This is a genomic window from Agromyces sp. Root1464 (genome assembly GCF_001427265.1).
Taxonomy (GTDB): domain Bacteria; phylum Actinomycetota; class Actinomycetes; order Actinomycetales; family Microbacteriaceae; genus Agromyces; species Agromyces fucosus.
Genome location: NZ_LMFU01000002.1, coordinates 108,996 through 129,393, shown reverse-complemented (window position 1 = coordinate 129,393; position 20,398 = coordinate 108,996). Strand labels below are relative to the sequence as shown.

20 protein-coding genes are annotated in these 20,398 nt (G+C 69.4%); 2 read left to right on the top strand and 18 right to left on the bottom strand.

From position 1 onward, the window contains the following. The first annotated feature begins 18 nt into the window (after positions 1-18). On the top strand, positions 19-765 hold the full coding sequence (locus tag ASD23_RS06435; protein ID WP_082571280.1) for a DedA family protein: 747 nt from the start codon (positions 19-21) through the stop codon (positions 763-765). Here the strand turns inward: ASD23_RS06435 and ASD23_RS06430 are convergent. The 5 genes from ASD23_RS06430 to ASD23_RS06410 form a co-directional block, all read right to left on the bottom strand. Then, entirely contained in the window at positions 762-1,688 is a 927-nt protein-coding gene (locus ASD23_RS06430; protein WP_056008318.1) for an ABC transporter substrate-binding protein, read from the bottom strand. The genes ASD23_RS06435 and ASD23_RS06430 overlap by 4 nt on opposite strands. Then, complete coding sequence (locus ASD23_RS06425; protein ID WP_056008315.1) at positions 1,685-2,428, bottom strand: ABC transporter permease; 744 nt, start codon at positions 2,426-2,428, stop codon at positions 1,685-1,687. The genes ASD23_RS06430 and ASD23_RS06425 overlap by 4 nt, the downstream gene beginning before the upstream one ends. Next, positions 2,425-3,111, bottom strand: coding sequence for an ABC transporter permease (locus ASD23_RS06420; protein WP_056008313.1), 687 nt, complete (start codon positions 3,109-3,111; stop codon positions 2,425-2,427). Before ASD23_RS06420 ends, ASD23_RS06425 begins: the two co-directional genes overlap by 4 nt. Beyond that, positions 3,108-3,920: an ABC transporter ATP-binding protein gene (locus tag ASD23_RS06415; protein ID WP_056008310.1), complete on the bottom strand. Its 813-nt coding sequence runs from the start codon at positions 3,918-3,920 to the stop codon at positions 3,108-3,110. The genes ASD23_RS06420 and ASD23_RS06415 overlap by 4 nt, the downstream gene beginning before the upstream one ends. A 106-nt stretch (positions 3,921-4,026) precedes the next feature. Then, entirely contained in the window at positions 4,027-4,692 is a 666-nt protein-coding gene (locus ASD23_RS06410; RefSeq protein WP_056008307.1) for a TetR/AcrR family transcriptional regulator, read from the bottom strand. A 106-nt stretch (positions 4,693-4,798) separates the two neighbouring features. On the opposite strand from ASD23_RS06410, the gene ASD23_RS06405 reads away from it, so the two are divergent. Beyond that, entirely contained in the window at positions 4,799-5,857 is a 1,059-nt protein-coding gene (locus tag ASD23_RS06405) for an App1 family protein (RefSeq protein WP_056008305.1), read from the top strand. Between the two features lie 68 nt (positions 5,858-5,925). On the opposite strand, the gene ASD23_RS06400 is transcribed toward ASD23_RS06405, so the two are convergent. The 13 genes from ASD23_RS06400 to murC all read right to left on the bottom strand — a co-directional run bounded on the left by ASD23_RS06400 (position 5,926) and on the right by murC (position 20,338). Continuing rightward, positions 5,926-6,978 (bottom strand): quinone-dependent dihydroorotate dehydrogenase, encoded by a 1,053-nt coding sequence (locus ASD23_RS06400; protein WP_056008301.1) that lies wholly within the window; start codon positions 6,976-6,978, stop codon positions 5,926-5,928. A gap of 40 nt (positions 6,979-7,018) precedes the next feature. Further along, positions 7,019-7,492: a transcriptional regulator NrdR gene (nrdR, locus tag ASD23_RS06395; protein WP_056008298.1), complete on the bottom strand. Its 474-nt coding sequence runs from the start codon at positions 7,490-7,492 to the stop codon at positions 7,019-7,021. Positions 7,493-7,580: 88 nt separating this feature from the next. Continuing rightward, positions 7,581-8,888: a histidinol dehydrogenase gene (gene hisD, locus ASD23_RS06390; protein ID WP_056008295.1), complete on the bottom strand. Its 1,308-nt coding sequence runs from the start codon at positions 8,886-8,888 to the stop codon at positions 7,581-7,583. 46 nt (positions 8,889-8,934) lie between these two features. Continuing rightward, positions 8,935-12,468: a DNA polymerase III subunit alpha gene (gene dnaE / locus ASD23_RS06385; protein WP_056008293.1), complete on the bottom strand. Its 3,534-nt coding sequence runs from the start codon at positions 12,466-12,468 to the stop codon at positions 8,935-8,937. A gap of 88 nt (positions 12,469-12,556) precedes the next feature. Beyond that, complete coding sequence (locus ASD23_RS06380) at positions 12,557-13,477, bottom strand: RluA family pseudouridine synthase (protein WP_056008291.1); 921 nt, start codon at positions 13,475-13,477, stop codon at positions 12,557-12,559. Further along, positions 13,477-14,091 carry a signal peptidase II gene (gene lspA / locus ASD23_RS06375; RefSeq protein ID WP_115958212.1) on the bottom strand — a complete coding sequence of 205 codons (615 nt, stop codon included), beginning with the start codon at positions 14,089-14,091 and terminating at the stop codon, positions 13,477-13,479. The genes ASD23_RS06380 and lspA overlap by 1 nt, the downstream gene beginning before the upstream one ends. Beyond that, positions 14,081-14,776: a DivIVA domain-containing protein gene (locus ASD23_RS06370; protein WP_082571278.1), complete on the bottom strand. Its 696-nt coding sequence runs from the start codon at positions 14,774-14,776 to the stop codon at positions 14,081-14,083. The genes lspA and ASD23_RS06370 overlap by 11 nt, the downstream gene beginning before the upstream one ends. Positions 14,777-14,891: 115 nt before the next feature. Further along, positions 14,892-15,209, bottom strand: a complete 318-nt coding sequence (locus ASD23_RS06365) for a YggT family protein (RefSeq protein WP_115958214.1) — start codon at positions 15,207-15,209, stop codon at positions 14,892-14,894. Between the two features lie 6 nt (positions 15,210-15,215). Then, complete coding sequence (locus ASD23_RS06360; RefSeq protein WP_056008288.1) at positions 15,216-15,692, bottom strand: cell division protein SepF; 477 nt, start codon at positions 15,690-15,692, stop codon at positions 15,216-15,218. Between the two features lie 33 nt (positions 15,693-15,725). Further along, positions 15,726-16,418, bottom strand: a complete 693-nt coding sequence (locus tag ASD23_RS06355) for a YggS family pyridoxal phosphate-dependent enzyme (RefSeq protein WP_056008285.1) — start codon at positions 16,416-16,418, stop codon at positions 15,726-15,728. Next, positions 16,415-17,605: a cell division protein FtsZ gene (gene ftsZ, locus ASD23_RS06350; protein ID WP_056008275.1), complete on the bottom strand. Its 1,191-nt coding sequence runs from the start codon at positions 17,603-17,605 to the stop codon at positions 16,415-16,417. Before ftsZ ends, ASD23_RS06355 begins: the two co-directional genes overlap by 4 nt. A gap of 179 nt (positions 17,606-17,784) precedes the next feature. Next, on the bottom strand, positions 17,785-18,663 hold the full coding sequence (locus ASD23_RS06345) for an FtsQ-type POTRA domain-containing protein (RefSeq protein WP_056008272.1): 879 nt from the start codon (positions 18,661-18,663) through the stop codon (positions 17,785-17,787). Positions 18,664-18,934: 271 nt separating this feature from the next. Further along, positions 18,935-20,338 carry a UDP-N-acetylmuramate--L-alanine ligase gene (gene murC / locus ASD23_RS06340; protein ID WP_056008268.1) on the bottom strand — a complete coding sequence of 468 codons (1,404 nt, stop codon included), beginning with the start codon at positions 20,336-20,338 and terminating at the stop codon, positions 18,935-18,937. Positions 20,339-20,398: the final 60 nt, after the last annotated feature.

Below are 20,398 nucleotides of genomic sequence, written 5' to 3'. Positions count from 1 at the left end.
CCTCGCTACGCTCGAACGATGAACGAGATCCTCGACTGGATCCTCGACACCGTCCAGGCTGTCGACCCGATCGCCCGCACCCTGCTCGCCGGGCTGGGAATGCTGCTCGAGACCTCCGTGCTCATCGGCCTCGTCGTGCCCGGCGACACGATCGTGATCGTCGCCTCGACCGCGGTCGGCGGCGTCGGCGAGTACTTCGCCCTCACGGTCACCGTCATCATCGGCGCCCTCATCGGCGAGAGCATCGGCTTCGCACTCGGGCGCTGGTTCGGCCCGCACATCCACCGGTCGTGGGTCGGACGCAAGATCGGCGACGAGAACTGGGCACGCGCCGAGCGCTACCTCGACCGCCGCGGCGGCCCCGCGGTCTTCATCTCCCGTTTCCTGCCCGTGCTGCACTCGCTCATTCCGCTCACGGTCGGAATGAGCTCCATGCGATACCGCAAGTTCATGGCGTGGACCATTCCCGCCTGCGTCATCTGGGCCTTCTCATACGTGACCGTCGGCTGGCTCGCGGCCGGCAGCTACCGCGAACTGAGCCGCGAACTGCACTGGGCGGGCTACCTGTTCGTCGGGGTGATCGCGCTCTTCCTCGCCGCCGCCTGGGGCGTCAAGAAGCTCCTCGTGCGTTCGGAGGCCAAGCACATGACCGAGACGGATGCCCCGGCAACGGTGCCGTCTGACGGGAGCGCCGAGGCGCGCGACGACGGCGAAGGGCCGGATGCCGCGGCATCCGACCCCTCGAACCTCGACGTGAACCGCTAGAACAGCGACTTCTCGGCGAGCCAGTCCTTCGCGATCTGGTCGGCCGACTGCTGCTCGTCGACGCTCAACGCGTTGAGCGCGACGAGGTCTTCAGCGGTGAGGGCCTTGCTCACCGTGTTGATGACGTCGGCCATCTCGTCGGTGACCTTCTCGCTCACCACGGGCACGACGTTCGAGGCGAGGAAGAGCCCCTCGGGGTCTTCGAGCGTCACGAGGTCGCTCGTCGAGATCGCGGGGTTCGCGCTGTAGATGTTGACGAGCTGCACCTGCCCGTCTTCGAGCGCCTTGATGGTCAGCGGGCCACCGCTGTCTTCGATCGGCGTGAACCCGACCTCGACGCCGTAGACCTCTTTCAGGCCGGCCGGTCCGTAGGGGCGCGTCTCGAGCTCGGAGTTGCCGCCGAGCGTCAGCGGGGTCGTGACCTTCGCGAGGTCGGCGAGGCTCGTCACGCCGTTCGCCTCGGAGAACTCCTTCGTCACGTTGTAGGAGTCCTGGTCGGTCGCGGGCGACTGGTCGAGCACGCGCAGCCCCTCGGGCAGCGATGTCTCGAGCTCGGCGTAGACGTCGTCGCTCGTGGTTGCCGTCGTGTCGGGCACGTAGTACTGCAACAGGTTGCCCGTGTACTCGGGGAAGACGTCGATCTCACCCGCCTCGATCTCGGGGATGTAGACCTCACGCTGCCCGATGCGAGGCTGCGTCTCGACCGTGAAGCCGTTGGCCTCGAGCGCCTGCGCGTAGATCTCGGCGATGATCTCGTTGGAGTAGTAGTCCTGCGAACCGACGACGATCGTGTCCGACGACGCGTCGTCGGTGCCCGATCCGCTGTCCAGCGGATCGCCCGACGCGCACCCTGCCAGGGCCACTGTCGCCCCGACCGCGACTGCTGCGAGTGCGAGCAGCCGGCCTTTTCCTGCGGAGTTCATTCTCGATTCCCTTCGGTGATGGGTTGCCCCACGACCGCCCGGGGCCGGGTCGGCCGCGAGCGGAGCTCTCTGGTCCTTGTCGCCCGCACACCGGCGGGCACGACGAGGCGCTGGATGATCGCGAAGAGACCGTCGATCGCGAGGGCGAGCAGGATCACGAGGATCGAGCCGCCGAGCATCTCGGCGTAGTCGCGGGTCTTGAGGCCGGCGAAGATGAAGCGGCCGAGGCCGTCGTCGGCGATGTAGGCGGCCAGCGTCGCGGTCGCCACGATCTGCAGGGTCGCCGAACGGATGCCGCCGACGATGATCGGCATGCCGAGTGGCAATTCGACCTTGCCGATGACCTGCCGCTCACGCATGCCCATCGCCCGTGCGGCATCGACCGTGCGACGATCGACGGACTCGAGCCCCGCGTAGGCGCCGGCGAGCAACGGCGGCAGTGCGAGGACGACCAAGGCGATGATCGGTGCCTGCAGGCCGATGCCGATCGACAGCCCGAGGAGTGTGAGGAGGCCGAGCGTCGGCAGCGCACGCAGCCCGCCCGACACCGTGACCGCGCCATCTTTGCCACGACCCGTGTGCCCGACGAACATGCCGATGGGCAAGGCGATCAGCGAGGCGATCACGAGCACGGTCGCCGAGATCGCGAGATGCTGCATGATGCGCTCGGGGATGCTCCCGGCCCCGGTCCAGTTGGCGGGATCGAAGATCCAGGCGATCGCCTCGAGGAGGAGGTTCATGCGGCGTCCACCCGCTCGACGCGTTCGAGGGTTCGACGCCGAACGGCCGTGCTCGGCCGCCACCACGGCATGAGCAGCCGGCCGATCGCGACACTCGCCCAGTCGAGGCCGATCGCCAGCGCCATGGTGAGAACGATGCCTGTGACGATCTCGGCCTGGATATTGCGCTGGAGGCCGTCGGTGAAGAGGCTGCCGAGGCTCTGCACGCCGATGACGGCGCCGATCGTCGCGAGGCTCACGGTGCTCACGATCACGACGCGCAGCCCCGAAAGCAGCACGGGGCCCGCGAGCGGCAGCTCGACGCCCCAGAACCGGCCGGCCGGCGAATAGCCGATCGCGGTCGCCGACTGCCGCACGTCGGGCTCGACCGCGTCGAAGGCATCGGCGGCCGTGCGCACGATCACGGCGATGCCGTACAGCGTCAGCGCGATCACGAGATTGATCGGGTTGGTGGTCCGCAGCCCCGTGACGACCGGGAGTGCGATGAGCAGCGCGAGCGACGGGATCGCGTAGAGCAGGCCGCAGAGCGCGAGCAGCGTGCCCCGCGACCACCGGTAGCGGTGCGCGAGCCATCCGATCGGAACGGAGATCACGAAGCTCAGTATGATCGCGGGCACCGACAATGCCAGGTGCGTCAGCGTCAGCTCACCGACCAGGTCGAGGTTCGACCAGAGCCAGTTCACGAGGCGAGCACTCCAGCCGGGCGGCCGTCGGCATCGACGACGAGCCTGCGGCCGTCGACCTCGGTCACGTGCAGCGCCCGTTTGCCGCGATTCGCGCCGACGAAATCCGCGACGAAGTCGTCGGCGGGATTCGCGAGGATCTCGGCCGGCGAGGCGGCCTGCGAGATCTGCCCGCCCTGCTGCATGATCACCACTTGATCGCCGAGGAGGAACGCCTCGTCGATGTCGTGCGTGACGAAGACGACGGTCTTGCCCAGCTCGCCCTGCAGGCGCAGCAGTTCCTGCTGCAACTCCGACCGCACGATCGGGTCGACGGCGCCGAACGGCTCGTCCATGAGCAGGATGTTGGGGTCCACCGCGAGCCCGCGTGCGACACCCACCCGCTGCTGCTGTCCTCCTGAGAGCTGGCTCGGGTACTTGTCGGCGAGCGATCGGTCGAGCCCGACCGTGTCGAGCAGTTCGAGCGCCCGGGCGTGCGCTGCCGCCTTCTTCTCGCCGCGGAGCATCGGCACCGTGGCGACGTTGTCGATCACCTTGCGATGCGGCAGGAGCCCCGAATTCTGCATCACGTAGCCGATGCTGCGGCGCAGGGCGACGGGCTCGAGCGTCGCGACATCCGTGCCGTCGATCAGTACCTGCCCGCCGGTCGGATCGACCATGCGGTTGATCATGCGCAGGAGCGTGGTCTTCCCGGATCCCGAGGACCCGACGAACACGGTCGTCTTGCGCGGCGGCACGACGATGTCGACCCCTGCCACCGCCACGGTGCCGTCGGGGAACTGCTTGGTGACGCCACGGAACTCGATCATGCTGCCTCATTCCACGCTCGGCGCTCGCCGAACCGGCTACCAGCCAAACACCATTCACGTGCCGAGGCAACGAACGCGACGCGGCGCGTCGGCCTCGGAGGTCAGCTCAGGCGGCGGTGCTCGCGCTGCGCGCGGCGCCGAGGTGCTCGGCGAGGTAGTCGTGCACGAGTCGCTTCGCCTCGGCGAGGTAGCGGTCGTCGCCGGCCTCGTCACGCTCGAAGGCGCGGCTGATGAGCGCGTCGCCGAGCTCGATCGAGACGCCGAGGCGGAACCGCAGCTCGGCGAGGTCGAGGTCGTCGCCGCCGAACTCGGCTTCGATGAGGCGCGCCAGACGGTGGGCGAGCTCGGGCTCGATGTCGTCTTCGGGAGTCTCGCGGCGCGCGGCATGCACGACGCTGAAGCCCGGCTCATCGCGGTACATCGCGGCGCAGGCGTCGATTGCCACGTCCATGAGGTGCCACCAGTTGGCAAGGTCGATGTCGACGAGGTCGTCGGCGATGCGTTCGCGGAAGCGTCGGACCGAGCGCTCGCGGAGCGCGTACAGCACGGCGACGCGATCGGGGAAGTAGCGGTAGACCGTGCCGATGGAGGCGCCCGCGCGCTCGGCGACCATCTGCGTCGTCAGTCGCTCGAACCCGGACTCGTCGACGATCTCCGCGGCGGCATCGAGCAGGGCGTCGAGGCGCTGCGTACTGCGTCGCTGGGTCGGCTCGGTGCGGATCGAGCGTCTCCGGCTCGGATCGGCCCCCAGGATCAGGTCGACATTCGGCACGGAACCTCCTCAGTTGCCCGTCCACTCTACCCGGAGCGGCACGGGTGATCCGACCAACTCCGGGCATGTTTCGCGGGTCGGTGTCGACGCATGACAGACTGAGTGGATGCCGGCGAGCTCCCCCCTTCCGGCCGGACAACGAGAGCGCCAGGTCCGGCATCGTGCCGCGCGCCTCGAAGACTGGGTGCACGACATCCGCGAACGCTGGGCGCGGCGCCGCGGCCACCAGCCGACCATCGTGCCGTACACCGGCTACGGATCCACCGAGTGGGTGCGCGTGCTCTGCCGTGTGCTGCTCGCGAAGCCGGTCGACCCCGATGAGACGTCGAAGCGCCGTCGCCGCAGGGGCGAGCAGGGCATCCGCGGATGGCGCAGCTTCACGAGCGTGCCCGTCGGCGGCGTCCCCGTGGTGATCGAGGTCGGCGGCACGCGCATCGAGGTGCTCGCCGATCGTGGCGGCGTCGTCGACACCAAGGTTCCCGTCTCGCTCGAACCCGGCTGGCATCGCGTCACGCTGCACACAGAGGGCTCCGAGCCGGTCGAAGCGCCGATCTGGATCGTCGGGCCCGATGTTCGCTTCGGCATCATCTCCGACGTCGACGACACCGTGATGGTCACAGCGCTCCCCCGGCCGCTCGTGGCGTTCTGGAACACCTTCGTGCTCGACGAGCACGCCCGCATCCCGACCCCCGGCATGGCGGTGCTGTTCGAGCGCCTCGTGCGCTCCCACCCCGGCGCCCCCGTCATCTACCTCTCCACGGGTGCCTGGAACGTCGCTCCGACCCTCACCCGGTTCCTCTCGCGCAACCTCTACCCGGCCGGGCCTCTGCTGCTCACCGATTGGGGCCCCACCCACGACCGGTGGTTCCGGAGCGGCCGGGAGCACAAGCAGGAGAACCTCCGGCGACTCGCCGAGGAGTTCCCCGACGTGCGCTGGCTCCTGATCGGCGACGACGGCCAGCACGACGAGGAGCACTACGAGCGATTCGCCATGGAGCACCCCGACAAGGTCGCCGCCGTCGCGATCCGCCGCCTCTCCAAAGGAGAGGCGGTTCTCGCCGGCGGACGCACGAAGGGCGAGCAGCACGACTCGGGACTGCCCTGGGTGTCGGCGAACGACGGATCGGCGATCGCCGACCGTCTCGCCGAACTCGGCGTACTCTGAAGCTCAGGCCGACCGACGACCGGAGACCGGTGACCGCCGGGTCGGGCTCCCGCCTGCGTGCCGGCTCGCTACGCGGCGACCGCCGAACGCCGACTGCGCGCGAACCTCGCGAGGCCGCGGTTGACCTGCCTCGCCCAGAACGGGCCACGGTAGATGAACGCCGAGTAGCCCTGCACGAGCGTGGCTCCGGCGTCGAGCCGGTCCTGCACGTCGGCGGCGGTCTCGACGCCGCCGACCGAGACGACGCAGAGCTCCGCCGGCACCTGGGCGCGGATGAGTCGCAGCACTTCGAGCGACCGCACGGCGAGCGGCGCTCCTGAGAGGCCGCCGGCACCGATGGCTTCGATGACGGATGCCTCGGCCTTCAGCCCCTCGCGGGAGATCGTCGTGTTCGTCGCGATGATGCCGTCGAGGCCGAGTCGCCCGACGAGCTCGCAGATGCGCACGATCTCGGCGTCGTCGAGGTCGGGCGCGATCTTCACGAGGAGCGGGGTGTCGCCCGCGGCGGCGCGCACCGCCTCGAGGAGCGGCGCGAGCGAGTCGATCTCCTGCAGGCCGCGCAGCCCCGGGGTGTTCGGCGAGCTCACGTTCACCACGAGGTAGTCGGCGAACGGAGCCAGCACGCGGGCGCTCCGTTCGTAGTCGGCGACCGCGTCTTCGACGGCGGTGACCCGGCTCTTTCCGATGTTGACGCCGAGCACCGGACGGTCGCGGCGGCGCGACAGTCGCGAGAGACGGCCGGCTGCGGCATCCGCCCCGCCGTTGTTGAAGCCCATGCGGTTCACGAGCGCGCGGTCGCCGACGAGGCGGAAGAGCCGCGGACGGGGGTTGCCCGGCTGCGCGACCGCCGTGATCGTGCCGACCTCGACGTGGCCGAACCCGAGGTTGCCGAGACCGCGAACCGCGAACCCGTCCTTGTCGAATCCCGCGGCGACGCCGAAGGGCGACGGGAAGCGCAGACCGAGCGTCTCGACGGCGAGCGAGGGGTCGGGCGCCGTGAAACGCTCGACGAGCGTGCCGAAGCCCAGCGTTGGCAGTGCACGGATCACTCGGAACGCGAGGTGGTGCGCGTCCTCGGGGTCCATGTGGGAGAGGACGGCGCTGAAGAGAAGTCGATACATCGCGCCTCAGGCTACCGGAGTGGGAGCGACCGGGCCGACCTCACTCGACCGGTCGCGCCGGGAGACGGCCGTGCTCTTCTCGGAGCTGATCGATCGCCGACTCGAAATCGTCGAGCGAGTCGAACGCCTGGTAGACGCTCGCGAAGCGGAGGTAGGCGACCTCGTCGAGCTCGCGCAGCGGCGGCAGGATCGCGAGCCCGATGTCGTTCGCCTCGATCTGCGAGGCACCCGTCGAGCGGATCGTCTCCTCGACCTTCTGCGCGAGCACTGCGAGGTCGGAGTCGGTCACCGGGCGCCCCTGGCAGGCCTTTCGCACGCCGAGCACGACCTTCTCGCGGCTGAACGGCTCGACCACGCCCGAACGCTTGATGACGACGAGACTCGCCGTCTCGGTCGTCGAGAACCGGCGGCCGCACTCTGGGCACTGACGGCGGCGGCGGATCGAGAGCCCGTCGTCGCTCGTGCGGGAGTCGATGACACGGGAGTCGGGGTGACGGCAGAAGGGACAGTACATGGTGCTCCCAGCCTAGCGGCGGCCCTCGGGGCGGCGATCGAGGCGGCGCCGACCGCGTGCTGAATCGGAGGCCGGCGACCGCGTCGACTCAGCCCCCGAAACGGGCGGTGACGGCCTCGCCGTGGGCGGGCAGGTCCTCCTCGGTCGAGAGCGCGGCGATCACCGGCGCCACCTCTCGGAGCGCCGGCTCGTCGTAGCGCACGACCTGCTGCGGTCGCAGGAACGTGGCCGCAGACAGGCCCGCCGCGTGGCGCGCCTGGCCGCCGGTCGGCAGCACGTGGTTCGAACCGGCCGCGTAGTCGCCGAGGCTCACCGGGGAGAACGGGCCCACGAAGATGGCCCCGGCGTTCTCGATGCGTGCGAGCGTCGCGTCGACGTCGCGCACCTGGATCTCGAGGTGCTCCGGGCCGAAGGCGTTCGCGAAGTCGGCCGCCTGCTCGAGGTCGTCGACGAGCACGAGCGCCGACTGCGCGCCCCCGATCGCCTCGCGCACGCGCGCACTGTGCTTCGTCGCCGCGACACGGGCCTCGAGGCGATCGGCCACTCGGGCCGCCAGGCCTGCCGAGTCGGTGACGAGCACCGCAGCGGCGAGCTCGTCGTGCTCCGCCTGGCTCACGAGGTCGGCTGCGACGAAGTCGGGGTCGGCGCTGTCGTCGGCGATGACGAGGATGTCGGTGGGCCCGGCCTCTGCGTCGATGCCGGTGACGCTCTGCACGACCCGCTTGGCTGCGGCGACGAAGACGTTGCCCGGTCCGGTGACGCGCTGCACCGGCTCGAGGCCGATGCCTTCGACGCCGTACGCGAAGGCCCCGATCGCCCCGGCGCCGCCCATCGCGTAGACCTCGGTGATGCCGAGGAGCGCCGCGATGCCCGCGATCGTCGGGTGGATTCGTCCGCCGAACTCCGACTGCGGCGGCGACGCGAGGGCGATCGAGCGCACACCCGCGACCTGCGCCGGCACGACGTTCATGATCACGCTCGACGGGTAGACCGCCTTGCCGCCCGGAACGTAGAGGCCGACGCGTGCGACCGGCTGCCAGCGCTGCTCGACGACGGCACCCGGCGCGAGACGAGTGACCTGCGGAGCCGGCACCTGCGCCTCGCTCGCGGCACGGACCCGCTCGATCGTCTGAAGCGCCGCCGCACGGATCTCGGGGGCGAGCCCATCGAGCGACGCGGCCAGCTCATCGGCCGGCACGCGCACGCCGGCCGGACGAACGCCGTCGAAGCGCTCCGCCTGGTCGAGCAGCGCCGACTCGCCGTGCTCGCGCACCTCGTCGATGATCGAGCGGGCGGCGTCGAGCGCCGCCGCGACGTCGGTCGCGGCCCGGGGCACGAGGGCGAGGAGCCCTGCGGTCGTCGGTCGGGTTCCGCGGAGATCGATGGTGCGCAGCATGATGCCTCCAGACTACCGAGCCGTCAGCACACGCTCCCGGTCGTCGTCATACGAGGCAGTTCGGGCCGAGCAGGCTCTTCAGCTCTCCGTAGAGGTCGGCGGTCACCTTGACCGGGTACTGCCCCACCTCGAAGACGCGACCGACGCGGCCCTTCGTCAGCGTGATCCGGACCTCGGTCTCCCCGCGATGGCGAACGAGCACGTCTCGCAACGCCTCGGTCGTCTCCTGCGTCGCCCGTTGGTCGGGCAACGTGATCTTCACGATGCCGGATTCCTCGTCTTGGCCGATCTCAGGCGTGAACACGCTGTAGGCATGCAGGTTCATGCCGTCGTCGCGCATGCTGACCCGCCCGCGCACGACGACGATCGAATCGGCCTGCAGGCCGGGCGCGAACTCCTGGTACGCCTTGCCCATGAACATCACCGTGATCTCGCCCGAGAAGTCCTCGACCGTGATCATGCCGTATTGGTTGCCGGAGGCCTTCGCGATGCGATGCTGCACGCTCGTGACGAGGCCGGCCACCGTGACGGTGTCGGCATCCTGCGTGGAATCCGACGTGGTGAGATCGAGGATCGACGTCGACGCGTGCTTCGCGAGCGACACTTCGAGTCCGTCGAGCGGATGCTCCGACACGTACAACCCCAGCATCTCTCGTTCGAAGGCCAGCTTCTGCTTCTTCGGCCACTCGGGGCGGGCGGGCACGAGCGACGGCGCGGCATCCCGCTCGTCGTCGTCGAACAGGCTGTCGAAGTCGAAGCCGAAGTCGCCGACCTCTTCGGCCCGCTTCTCCTTCACGACCGACTCGACCGCGCCTTCGTGGATCTCGACGAGCGAGCGGCGCGTGTGTCCGAGAGAGTCGAACGCACCCGCCTTCACGAGTGACTCTACCGTGCGCTTGTTCGCCACCGGCAGGGGTGACTTCTTCAGGAAGTCGTGGAACGACTCGAACCGGCCCTTCGCGTCACGCGCCGCACGGATCGCGTCGACGACGTTGAAGCCGACGTTCCGCACCGCGCCGAGTCCGAAGCGAATGTCTTCGCCGACGGCGGCGAAGTACCCGATCGATTCGTTCACGTCGGGCGGCAGCACCTTGATGCCCATGCGGCGGCACTCGTTGAGGTAGAGCGCGAGCTTGTCGCGCGCGTCGCCGACGCTCGTGAGCAGGGCCGCCATGTACTCGGCCGGGTAGTGCGCCTTCAGATACGCGGTCCAGTAGCTGAGGACCCCGTACGCAGCCGAGTGCGCCTTGTTGAACGCGTAGTCCGAGAACGGGAGCAGGATCTCCCAGAGCTTCTGGATCGCGGCATCCGAATAGCCGTTCGCCTTCATGCCGCCCGAGAAGCCCTCGTACTGCTTGTCGAGCTCCGATTTCTTCTTCTTGCCCATCGCCCGGCGCAGGATGTCGGCCTGGCCGAGCGAGAACCCGGCCACCTTCTGCGCGATCGCCATGACCTGCTCCTGATAGATGATCAGGCCGTAGCTCGTGTCGAGGATCTCGCGGAGCGACTCCGCGAACTCGGGGTGGATCGGCGTGATCTCCTGCAGGCCGTTCTTGCGCAGGGCGTAGTTGATGTGCGAGTTCGCACCCATCGGCCCGGGTCGATACAGCGCGATGACGGCCGAGATGTCCTCGAAGTTGTCGGGCTTCATCTGGCGGAGCAACGATCGCATCGGGCCGCCGTCGAGCTGGAAGACGCCGAGCGTGTCGCCTCGCGCCAGGAGGTCGTATGCCCCCTGGTCGTCGAGCGCGAGGTCTTCGAGCACGGGTCGATGCCCGCGGTTGGCCTCGATGTTGTCGAGGGCGTCGTCGATGATCGTGAGGTTGCGCAGCCCCAGGAAGTCCATCTTGATGAGGCCGAGCGACTCGCACGCCGGGTAGTCGAACTGCGTGACGATCTGACCGTCTTGTTCGCGCTTCATGATCGGGATGATGTCGACGAGCGGATCGCTCGACATGATCACGCCGGCAGCGTGCACGCCCCACTGCCGCTTCAGGTTCTCGAGGCCGAGCGCCGTCTCGAAGACCGTCTTCGCCTCGGGATCGGTCTCGACGATGGCCCGGATGTCGGAGGCCTCTTTGTATCGCGGATGCTTCGAGTCGAAGATGCCCGTGAGCGGGATGTCTTTGCCCATCACCGCGGGCGGCATCGCCTTCGTGAGCTTCTCGCCCATCGAGAACGGGAAGCCGAGCACGCGGCCGGAGTCCTTCAGCGCCTGCTTCGCCTTGATCGTGCCGTAGGTCACGATCTGGGCGACGCGCTCGTCACCGTACTTCTCGGTCACGTACCTGATGACCTCGCCGCGACGACGCTCGTCGAAGTCGACGTCGAAGTCGGGCATCGAGACGCGGTCGGGGTTCAGGAACCGCTCGAAGATGAGGCCGTGCTGCAGCGGGTCGAGGTCGGTGATGCGCATCGCGTACGCCGCCATCGAGCCGGCGCCGGAACCACGGCCCGGGCCCACTCGGATGCCGTTGTTCTTCGACCAGTTGATGAAGTCGGCGACCACGAGGAAGTAGCCGGGGAAGCCCATCTGCAGGATGACGCCGACCTCGTAGTCGGCCTGCTTGCGCACCTCGGCGGGGATGCCGTTGGGGTAGCGAACCGCGAGGCCGCGGTCGACCTCCTTCACGAACCAGGTGTCTTCGCTCTCGCCCTCGGGCACCGGGAAGCGCGGCATGTAGTTGGCGTTCGTGTTGAACTTCACGTCGGCGCGTTCGGCGATGAGCAGGGTGTTGTCGCACGCCTCGGGGTAGTCGCGGAACACGTGCCGCATCTCGGCGGCGGTCTTCAGGTAGAACTCGTCGGCGTCGAACTTGAACCGGTTGGGGTCGTCGAGCGTCGAGCCCGACTGCACGCAGAGCAGGGCGGCGTGGCTCTTCGCGTCGGCGGCGTGCGTGTAGTGCAGGTCGTTCGTGGCCACGAGCGGCAGCGCGAGGTCCTTCGCGAGCCGGTGCAGGTCCTCCATGATGCGGCGCTCGATGCCGAGCCCGTGGTCCATGATCTCGGCGAAGTAGTTCTCTTTGCCGAAGATGTCGCGGAAGTCGGAAGCCGCCTTGACGGCCTCGTCGTACTGGCCGAGCCGGAGTCGCGTCTGCACCTCGCCCGACGGGCAGCCGGTCGTCGCGATGAGACCCTTCGAGTACATCGACAGCAGCTCGCGGTCCATGCGCGGCTTGAAGTAGTAGCCCTCGATCGAGGCGCGGCTCGAGAGGCGGAAGAGGTTGTGCATGCCCTCGGTCGTCTCCGAGAGCAGCGTCATGTGCGTGTAGGCGCCCGAGCCCGAGACGTCGTCGCCACCGCCGTTGCCCCACCTGATGCGGGTCTTGTCGCCGCGTGCCGTGCCCGGCGTGATGTAGGCCTCGGTGCCGATGATCGGCTTGATGCCGGCGTCGGTGGCCTGCTTCCAGAAGTCGTACGCGCCGAACACGTTGCCGTGGTCGGTGATCGCGACCGCGGGCATCCCCTCGCCCTTCGCGGCCTGGATGAGCTCCCCCACCCTGGCGGCGCCGTCGAGCATCGAGTACTCGCTGTGCACGTGCAGGTGGACGAAGGAATCGGTGGCCACTGGGCTCCTCATCGGGTACGGCGAGTGTGTTTCGGGGGTCTTCGAAAAGTCTACGGCGACCGGGCGACGCCCGGCCCCTGCGCGCGCGATCGGTGCTGCTTCAGTCGCCGCGGAGCACGTCGAGCGCGTGCGCGAGGTCGGCCGGGTACTCCGACACGAAGGTCGTCCAGGCGCCGTCGGCGGGATGGGCGAAGGCGAGCTGCTTGGCGTGGAGCCACTGCCGCTCGAGGCCGAGCTTCGCGGAGAGCGTCGGGTCGGCTCCGTACATCGAGTCTCCCGCGCACGGATGGCGCTGTGCGGCCATGTGCACCCGGATCTGGTGCGTGCGGCCCGTCTCGAGGTGCACCTCGAGGAGCGACGCGTACGGGAAGGCCTCGATGGTCTCGTAGTGGGTGACGGCGTGCTTGCCCTCGGCGGTCACCGCGAACTTCCATTCGGAGCGGGGATGGCGGCCGACCGGCGCGTCGATCGTGCCGGCGAGCGGGTCGGGGTGGCCCTGCACGACCGCGTGGTAGATCTTCTCGACCTCGCGGTCGTGGAACTGGCGCTTCAGCTCGGTATAGGCGCGCTCCGACTTCGCCACGACCATGAGGCCGCTGGTGCCCGCATCGAGGCGGTGCACGACGCCCTGGCGCTCGGAGGCCCCGGAGGTCGAGATGCGGAAGCCCGCGGCCGCGAGCGCCCCCACCACGGTCGGACCGTTCCAGCCCACCGAGGGATGCGCGGCGACGCCGGCCGGCTTGTCGACCACCACGAGGTCGTCGTCGTCGTGGATGATGCCGAGGTCGGGCACGGCGATCGGGTCGATCGTGAGGCCGCGCGGCTCCTCCCAGCTCACTTCGAGCCAGGCGCCGGCGCGGAGCCGGTCGGACTTGTCGACGGATGCACCGTCGAGCGACACGCCGCCGGCCGAGGCGATGTCGGCCGCAAGGGTGCGCGAGAACCCCAGGAGCTTCGCGAGACCGGCGTCGACGCGCGAGCCCTCGAGCCCGTCGGGAACGGGGAAGGAACGGTGCTCCATCAGGCTCCGGACGCGGCTTCGCGAAGCGGTGCGTCGCCCTCGGCGGCGGCGGGTGCGTCGCGCTGCACGGACTCCGCCGAATCGCGCTTCGCCGGCCGCAGCTCGCGCGAGCCGTCGAGCCCGATGCCGCGGATGGTGAGGATCATGAAGAGCACCATGCTCGACACGATCGCGATGTCGGCGATGTTGTAGATCGCCGGGATGAGCCACGGTGTCGAGATGAAGTCGACCACGTGGCCGAGGCCGAACGACGGCTCCCGGAAGAGCCGGTCGGTCAGGTTGCCGAGCACGCCGCCGAGCAGGAGCCCGAAGACGACGGCCCAGGCGATCGAGCGGATGCGCCGGGCGAACCACACGATGAAGGTGATGACGCCGGCCGCGAGGATCGTGAAGATCCACGTCATGCCGCTCGCGAGCGAGAATGCCGCTCCCGGGTTGCGCACGAACTGCCACTGGAGCAGCGAGCCCAGCACCGGCACGATCTCACCCTCGGTGAGGTTCGAGACGACGAGGAACTTGCTCAGCTGGTCGAGGCCGTACGCCGCGAGTGCGGCGCCGGCCACGACCAGGAGGGCGGTGGCGGAGCCGACCTTCGCGGCCGGCTCAGCCTCCAAAGCCCTGGAACGTCGGTGCAGGCTGCTCAGCGGGCAGGCCCGATGCGCCGACCGGCGACGAGAAGCCCTGGTTGCCGGTGACCTGCACCGGCGCTGCGGTGTCGAGCTCGCGGAGCTGACCCTCGATGTAGTTCTTCAGCTTCGCACGGTAGTCGCGCTCGAAGACCCGGAGCTCGTCGACGCGCTTCTCGAGTGCGACGCGCTCCTGGTCGAGCACGCCGATCTGGGCGCGCTGCTTGGCCTCGGCCTCGGCGACGACGCGCGCCGCAGTGGCGTGGCCCTCGGCGATGAGCGCATCGCGCTTCTCGACGCCCTCGCGGACGTGCTCCTCGTGCAGTCGACGCGCGAGCTGCAGGAGGTTCGTCGTGCTCGCCTGCTCGTCGAAGTCCGACTGCTGCGACGCGGGCTGCTGCATCGGCACCGCGACCGTGGGCGGCGGAGCCGCCGGCTCGGTGTAGACCGCGGCAGCTGCCGGCGCAGCGGCGGCGGGAGCCTTGGCGGCCTCCGCAGCACGGGCCTCGGCCGCGGACAACCGCTGACGCAGTTCCTCGTTCTCCCCGTTCAGTCGACGAAGCTCCACCACGACCTCGTCGAGGAAGTCGTCGACCTCGTCTTGGTCGTAGCCTTCCCGGAACTTCGTCGCCTGGAAGCGCTTGTTGACCACATCTTCCGGAGTTAGCGCCATGGCTTTCCACCCTCAAATCTGTCGAACTGTTCGATCACGTTCAGCTAACGGTAGCAAAGACATCCTCAGAGTCGTGAGTGCCGATCGTCTCGACCTCATCCCTCGCAGGAGATCATCAGGCGGGCATCGCTGCCGCCTGCTGCAGAAAGGACACCACGGTCATCGCGACGATCACGACGAGCATGGCCAGACTCCACCCCAGATCCAATGCGACCTGGCCGATGCGGATCGGCGGCACGAGCCGCCGGAAGAACCGCACGGGTGGATCGGTGAGGCTGTAGACGGCCTCCACGACCACCAGCCAGGCGCCGCGAGGACGCCATGACCGGTTGAAGGTGCGCACGAGATCCAGCACGAACCGCCCCCACATCACGAAGAAGTAGATGAGCAGCAGCAGGTAGAGAATGTTCCAGACGACGAGCAGCGCGCCCACGACGGGCTACGCGTGCGTGAAGAACGACGCGTCCACGTCGCCTTCACTCTCGCCGGTCTCCCCCGAGACGACCACGTGTGCGGGCGAGAGCAGGAAGACCTTGCTCGTCACCCGTTCGATCTTCCCGTAGAGGCCCTGCGAGAGGCCGCTCGCGAAGTCGATGAGACGACGCGCGTCCGCATCCGACATCTGCGAGAGGTTGATGATCACGGGGACGCCCTCTCGGAACGACTCGGCGATCACCTGCGCGTCACGGTATTGACGCGGGTGGACGGTCAGGATCTCGTTCATCTCCGCCTGCGGTGTACTCGGTTGGACATGGTTCTTGCGCAGCGGTGTGACCGATGCACCAGTCCTCGGTGCTGGCGTCGCGTTCGCGACCGGGGTCACCGGTGCGGGCGCGTGAGCCTGCGTGGTCTCCTCTTCGAGCTCTTCATCGGCGAGGCCGAGATAGACCATCGTCTTCTTGAGCGGGTTCGACATCGCTGCCTCCGTCTGTGTTCCGTCTCTTCGAGGTTAACCGGCGACCGGCCGATTCCCGGTGATTGCCGTTCCGATTCTCAGGTGTGTCGCACCCTCCATGATCGCGTCGCGAAAATCGTGCGACATCCCCATGGACAGATCGTGAGCGGTCGGGTCGAGTTTCTGCACCAGCTCGGACATCGCGCGGACTCGGGCGAACGAGGGGCGGGCGGGTTCGCCGAGCGGCGCGACGGCCATGAGGCCGCGTAGACGCAGTCCCGGGGTCTCGAGCACGTGCTCGACGAGCGCTTCGAGCGCCTCCGGTGCGACACCCCCGCGACCGGGATCGTCGGTCAGGTTCACCTGCACGAAGCAGTCGACGGATGCCTCGTCGGAACGCAGCGCGTCGACGAGCGCCGTGCGGTCGACCGAGTGGATCGCCGACGCGTAGGCGCGCGCCTGGCGGGCCTTCTTGCTCTGCAGCTGCCCGACGAAGTGCCAGCGCAGGTCGAGCTCCGCGAGCTCGGCGGCCTTCGCCTGCGCCTCCTGGTGGCGGTTCTCGCCCACGTCGCGCACGCCGAGCTCCGCGAGCTGCGCCACGAGAGATGCCGGGTGGAACTTCGTGACGACGATCGTCGTGATCTCGGCGGGGTCGCGACCCGCGTCGCGCGCGGCATCCGAGACCCGCCCGGCCACCTCCGCGAGGCGCCCGGCCAGCGAGTCCGCGGCCGGTGTCGCGTCGCTCACTTCAGGAAGTCGGGGATGTCGAGATCGTCGTCATCGGTGTCGAATGCGGGGTCCGAGACGATCTGGTCCGCCGTCGCCGACTCGACCTCGCCCCAGTTCGCCGTCTCGACGAGCTCGTCGATGTCGATCTCGGCGATGACGTCAGCAGCCTCGCTCGAGATGGCGCCGCCGCCGACCGCCGCGCCGACGGCTGCCGGCACGAAGTTCGTGCGACGCGCCTCGACGGGCTTCGCGTTCGGCTCGCCGCCGTCGAATCCGGCGGCGATGACGGTGACCCGCACCTCGTCGCCGAGCGTGTCGTCGATGACGGCACCGAAGATGATGTTCGCCTCGGGATGCACGGCCTCTTGAACGAGGCGGGCCGCGTCGTTGATCTCGAAGATGCCGAGGTTCGAGCCGCCCTGGATCGAGAGCAGCACGCCGTGGGCGCCGTCGATCGACGCCTCGAGCAGCGGACTCGCGACCGCGAGTTCGGCGGCCTTGATCGCACGATCGGCGCCCCGTGAGGAGCCGATGCCCATGAGCGCCGAGCCCGCGCCCTGCATGACGGACTTCACGTCGGCGAAGTCGAGGTTGATGAGGCCCGGGGTCGTGATGAGGTCCGTGATGCCCTGGACACCGGCGAGGAGCACCTGGTCGGCCGTGGCGAACGCCTCGAGCATCGAGATGCCGCGGTCGCTGATCTCGAGCAGGCGGTCGTTCGGCACCACGATGAGGGTGTCGACCTCTTCCTTCAGGCGCGCGACGCCCTGCTCGGCCTGGGTCTGGCGCCGCTTGCCCTCGAAGCCGAACGGCTTCGTGACGACACCGATGGTGAGCGCGCCGATCGACTTCGCGATGCGGGCGACCACCGGGGCTCCGCCGGTTCCGGTACCACCGCCCTCGCCCGCCGTGACGAAGACCATGTCGGCGCCGGCGAGCGCCTCCTCGATCTCCTCGGCGTGATCCTCGGCGGCGCGACGGCCCACCTCGGGGTCGGCGCCGGCGCCGAGGCCGCGAGTGAGATCGCGCCCGACGTCGAGCTTCACGTCGGCGTCCGACATGAGGAGCGCCTGCGCGTCGGTGTTGATCGCGATGAACTCGACTCCGCGGAGCCCGAGTTCGATCATGCGATTGACGGCGTTGACACCGCCGCCGCCGATCCCGACGACCTTGATGACAGCGAGGTAGTTCTGGTTTGTCGACATGACCGGCCTTCCGTGCGAACTCTGAACCCTGAACCTCTAGTCGAAGGTTAAAGTTTTGCTGAGTATGCAATTCCTGTGATGACGGTAGGCTCCCCGCGGCCTCTCCCGCGAAAGGATCGCCCGCGTGTCGCGAACCGCCGTGCGATTCGGGGTGGATCCACCCGATTTCCCGGTGCGCGCTACCGTGTCACGGCGCTCGCGGGCGACGACACGTCGTACTCTCCGACCGTGTCGGGCGGCGCCGCGACCATGAGCCTCGCGAGCACCGCCGCCTTCGCGGCGGACTCCTCGGCACTCCCCCACACGACGGTCGCCCCGGTCGACAACTCGAGCCGCACGTCGTCGGCCGTCTCCGCGGACGCGCCGACGAGCTGCCCGCGCACCTCGGCCGGCAGGCTCCGGATCACGGCGGCCGCGGCACGGAAGCCCTCGCCGGCGACGCCGTCGTCGGTGACGATCAACGGCTGCCCCTCGGGGCGCTCCGCCGGTCGGTCGATCACGACGCCGGCGGCGTCGACGAGCTCGAGGCCGGAACCCGTGTCGACGACGCCGACCGGCACCCGCTCGACGATGCGCACGACGAGTGTGCCGGGCGGGATCGTCTCGGTCGAATAGGTCTCGATGAGCGGAAACGCCGAGAGCGCCGCGAGTACGTCGGCACTCGCGATGAGCGGCAGGGGTGTGCCCAGCGTGTCGTCGAACGCCGCCTGCACGTCGGCGACGGGGATCCGCGAAGCACCCTCGACCCGGACCTCGCGCAACGCCATGAGCGGCGAGTACGCGCCGACTACGACCACGAGCACGAGCGCCACCACCGAGCCGAGCACGACCGACCACACGATCCGACGCCGACGCGACCGCTTCGTGAACCGTCGCACCTCCTGTCGCTCGTACCTGCGCCGCTCCCGGCTCGCCGCAGCGAGTTCCCGCTTGGCCGCCCTCGCGCTCTTCGGCGCCGCGGGCGCGTTGGCGGCCTCGCCGGTCCCGGGCATCGCCGGATGCCCCGTCGCGGCACCGTCGACCGGCGTCCGGGCGGTGCCGGAGGCGAGCGGGACCACGGGCGTCGCGACGACGATCGCGATCGGCTCGGTCGAGACGCGGTCGGGATCAGCCGTTCGCCGCCCATCGGCAGGCTGTGCAGGAGGCGTCGCCGAACTCCGCCCGACGCCCTCCGCCGGCTGGCGCGCCGGACGGGAGGGTGGGGCGGAGCGCACGTCTGACGACCGCGGCCCGGCTGGCCCCACCCCGTCAGCGGCTGGACGCGGTGTGCGCGGCGCACGTGCGGCCGGCCCGTCGAACCCCTGAGGCCGTTTCACTCGTGCTCCGGCGTCATCCGCGCTCGCGCTCGAGCGAGCCGATCAGTTGGGGCACGATGCGGTAGACGTCACCGCAGCCGAGGGTGATCACGAAGTCGCCGTCGCGGGCGATGCTCGCCGTGTAGTCGGCGGCCTGCTGCCAGTCGGGCACGAACGCGACATGGGCGGGGTCGGCGAACCGCTCGCTCACGAGCGCCCCGGTGACGCCCGGCACGGGGTCCTCGCGCGCGCCGTAGACGTCGAGCACGACGGTCTCGTCGGCGTACTGCTCGAGCACCTCGGCGAACTCCTTCGCGAAGGTCTGGGTCCGGCTGTACGTGTGCGGCTGGTGCACGGCGATGATCCGGCCCTCGCCGACCACCGTGCGCGCCGCCGCCAGGGCTGCCGCGACCTCGGTGGGGTGGTGCGCGTAGTCGTCGTAGACGCTGACACCGCCGACCGTGCCGTGCAACTCGAATCGTCGGCCGGTGCCGGCGAACCGGGCGATGCCCTCGAGGGATGCCTCGGGGTCGAAGCCGAGGCCGACGAGCACGGCGAAGGCGCCCGCTGCGTTGATGGCGTTGTGCACCCCGGGGATGCGCAACGTCGCGCGATAGGTCGCGCCGGCGTAGTCCACGGCGAACGCGACGGGGCCCTCGGTCTCGACGGAGTGCACGCGCACCGTGGCATCCGCCGCCTGGCCGAACGTGACCACGCGCTCGTGCGACAGCCGCTCCGTGACCCGCTTGGCGCCCGCGTCGTCGGACGAGACGACGACGAGCTCGCGCGCCCCGTCGCCGAACGAGACGAAGGCCTGCTCGAACGCGTCGCGCGAGCCGTAGTGGTCGAGGTGGTCGGGGTCGACGTTCGTGATGAGGGCGACCGAGGTGTCGTACAGCAGGAATGAGCCGTCGGACTCGTCGGCCTCGACGACGAAGAGCTCGCCGTCGCCGGCAGACGACGAGACGCCGAGCCCCTCGATGACGCCGCCGTTGACGAAGTTCGGGTCCTCGCCGAGGGCGAGGAGGCCGGTGACGATCATGCCGGTCGACGTGGTCTTGCCGTGCGCGCCGGCGACCGAGACGAGGCGACGCCCGGCGATGAGCGCGGCGAGAGCGAGGGAGCGGTGCAGCACGGGCAGACCGCGCTCGAGTGCGAGGCGGTACTCGGGGTTGTCCTCCCACAGCGCGCCGGTCACGACCACCGTGTCGATGTCGTCGGCGAGGTTCGCGGCATCGTGGCCGATCGAGATCTCGGCGCCGAGTTCGCGGAGGGCGGCGATGTTGGCGGAATCGCGGACATCGGACCCGGTGACCCGATGGCCGTCGCCGAGCATCAGGCGGGCGATGCCGCTCATGCCGGATCCCCCGATGCCGACGAAGTGCACGGCGCCGAGTTCGGCGGGGATCTGGGCTGAGAGGTCGGGCTTGATCGTCACGGTTGCTGCGGTTCTTCCTGGCTGCGGTCGAGTGCGGACGGGTTCGAGGCGCCGGGGCGC

Excerpts from the sequence above, each read along its gene's own strand:
- ASD23_RS06435 (WP_082571280.1), top strand. The coding sequence starts at position 19 with ATGAACGAGATCCTCGACTGGATCCTCGACACCGTCCAGGCTGTCGAC.
- ASD23_RS06430 (WP_056008318.1), bottom strand. The coding sequence starts at position 1,688 with ATGAACTCCGCAGGAAAAGGCCGGCTGCTCGCACTCGCAGCAGTCGCG.
- ASD23_RS06425 (WP_056008315.1), bottom strand. The coding sequence starts at position 2,428 with ATGAACCTCCTCCTCGAGGCGATCGCCTGGATCTTCGATCCCGCCAAC.
- ASD23_RS06415 (WP_056008310.1), bottom strand. The coding sequence starts at position 3,920 with ATGATCGAGTTCCGTGGCGTCACCAAGCAGTTCCCCGACGGCACCGTG.
- ASD23_RS06405 (WP_056008305.1), top strand. The coding sequence starts at position 4,799 with ATGCCGGCGAGCTCCCCCCTTCCGGCCGGACAACGAGAGCGCCAGGTC.
- ASD23_RS06400 (WP_056008301.1), bottom strand. The coding sequence starts at position 6,978 with ATGTATCGACTTCTCTTCAGCGCCGTCCTCTCCCACATGGACCCCGAG.
- nrdR (WP_056008298.1), bottom strand. The coding sequence starts at position 7,492 with ATGTACTGTCCCTTCTGCCGTCACCCCGACTCCCGTGTCATCGACTCC.
- hisD (WP_056008295.1), bottom strand. The coding sequence starts at position 8,888 with ATGCTGCGCACCATCGATCTCCGCGGAACCCGACCGACGACCGCAGGG.
- dnaE (WP_056008293.1), bottom strand. The coding sequence starts at position 12,468 with ATGAGGAGCCCAGTGGCCACCGATTCCTTCGTCCACCTGCACGTGCAC.
- ASD23_RS06380 (WP_056008291.1), bottom strand. The coding sequence starts at position 13,477 with ATGGAGCACCGTTCCTTCCCCGTTCCCGACGGGCTCGAGGGCTCGCGC.
- ASD23_RS06370 (WP_082571278.1), bottom strand. The coding sequence starts at position 14,776 with ATGGCGCTAACTCCGGAAGATGTGGTCAACAAGCGCTTCCAGGCGACG.
- ASD23_RS06360 (WP_056008288.1), bottom strand. The coding sequence starts at position 15,692 with ATGTCGAACCCGCTCAAGAAGACGATGGTCTATCTCGGCCTCGCCGAT.
- ftsZ (WP_056008275.1), bottom strand. The coding sequence starts at position 17,605 with ATGTCGACAAACCAGAACTACCTCGCTGTCATCAAGGTCGTCGGGATC.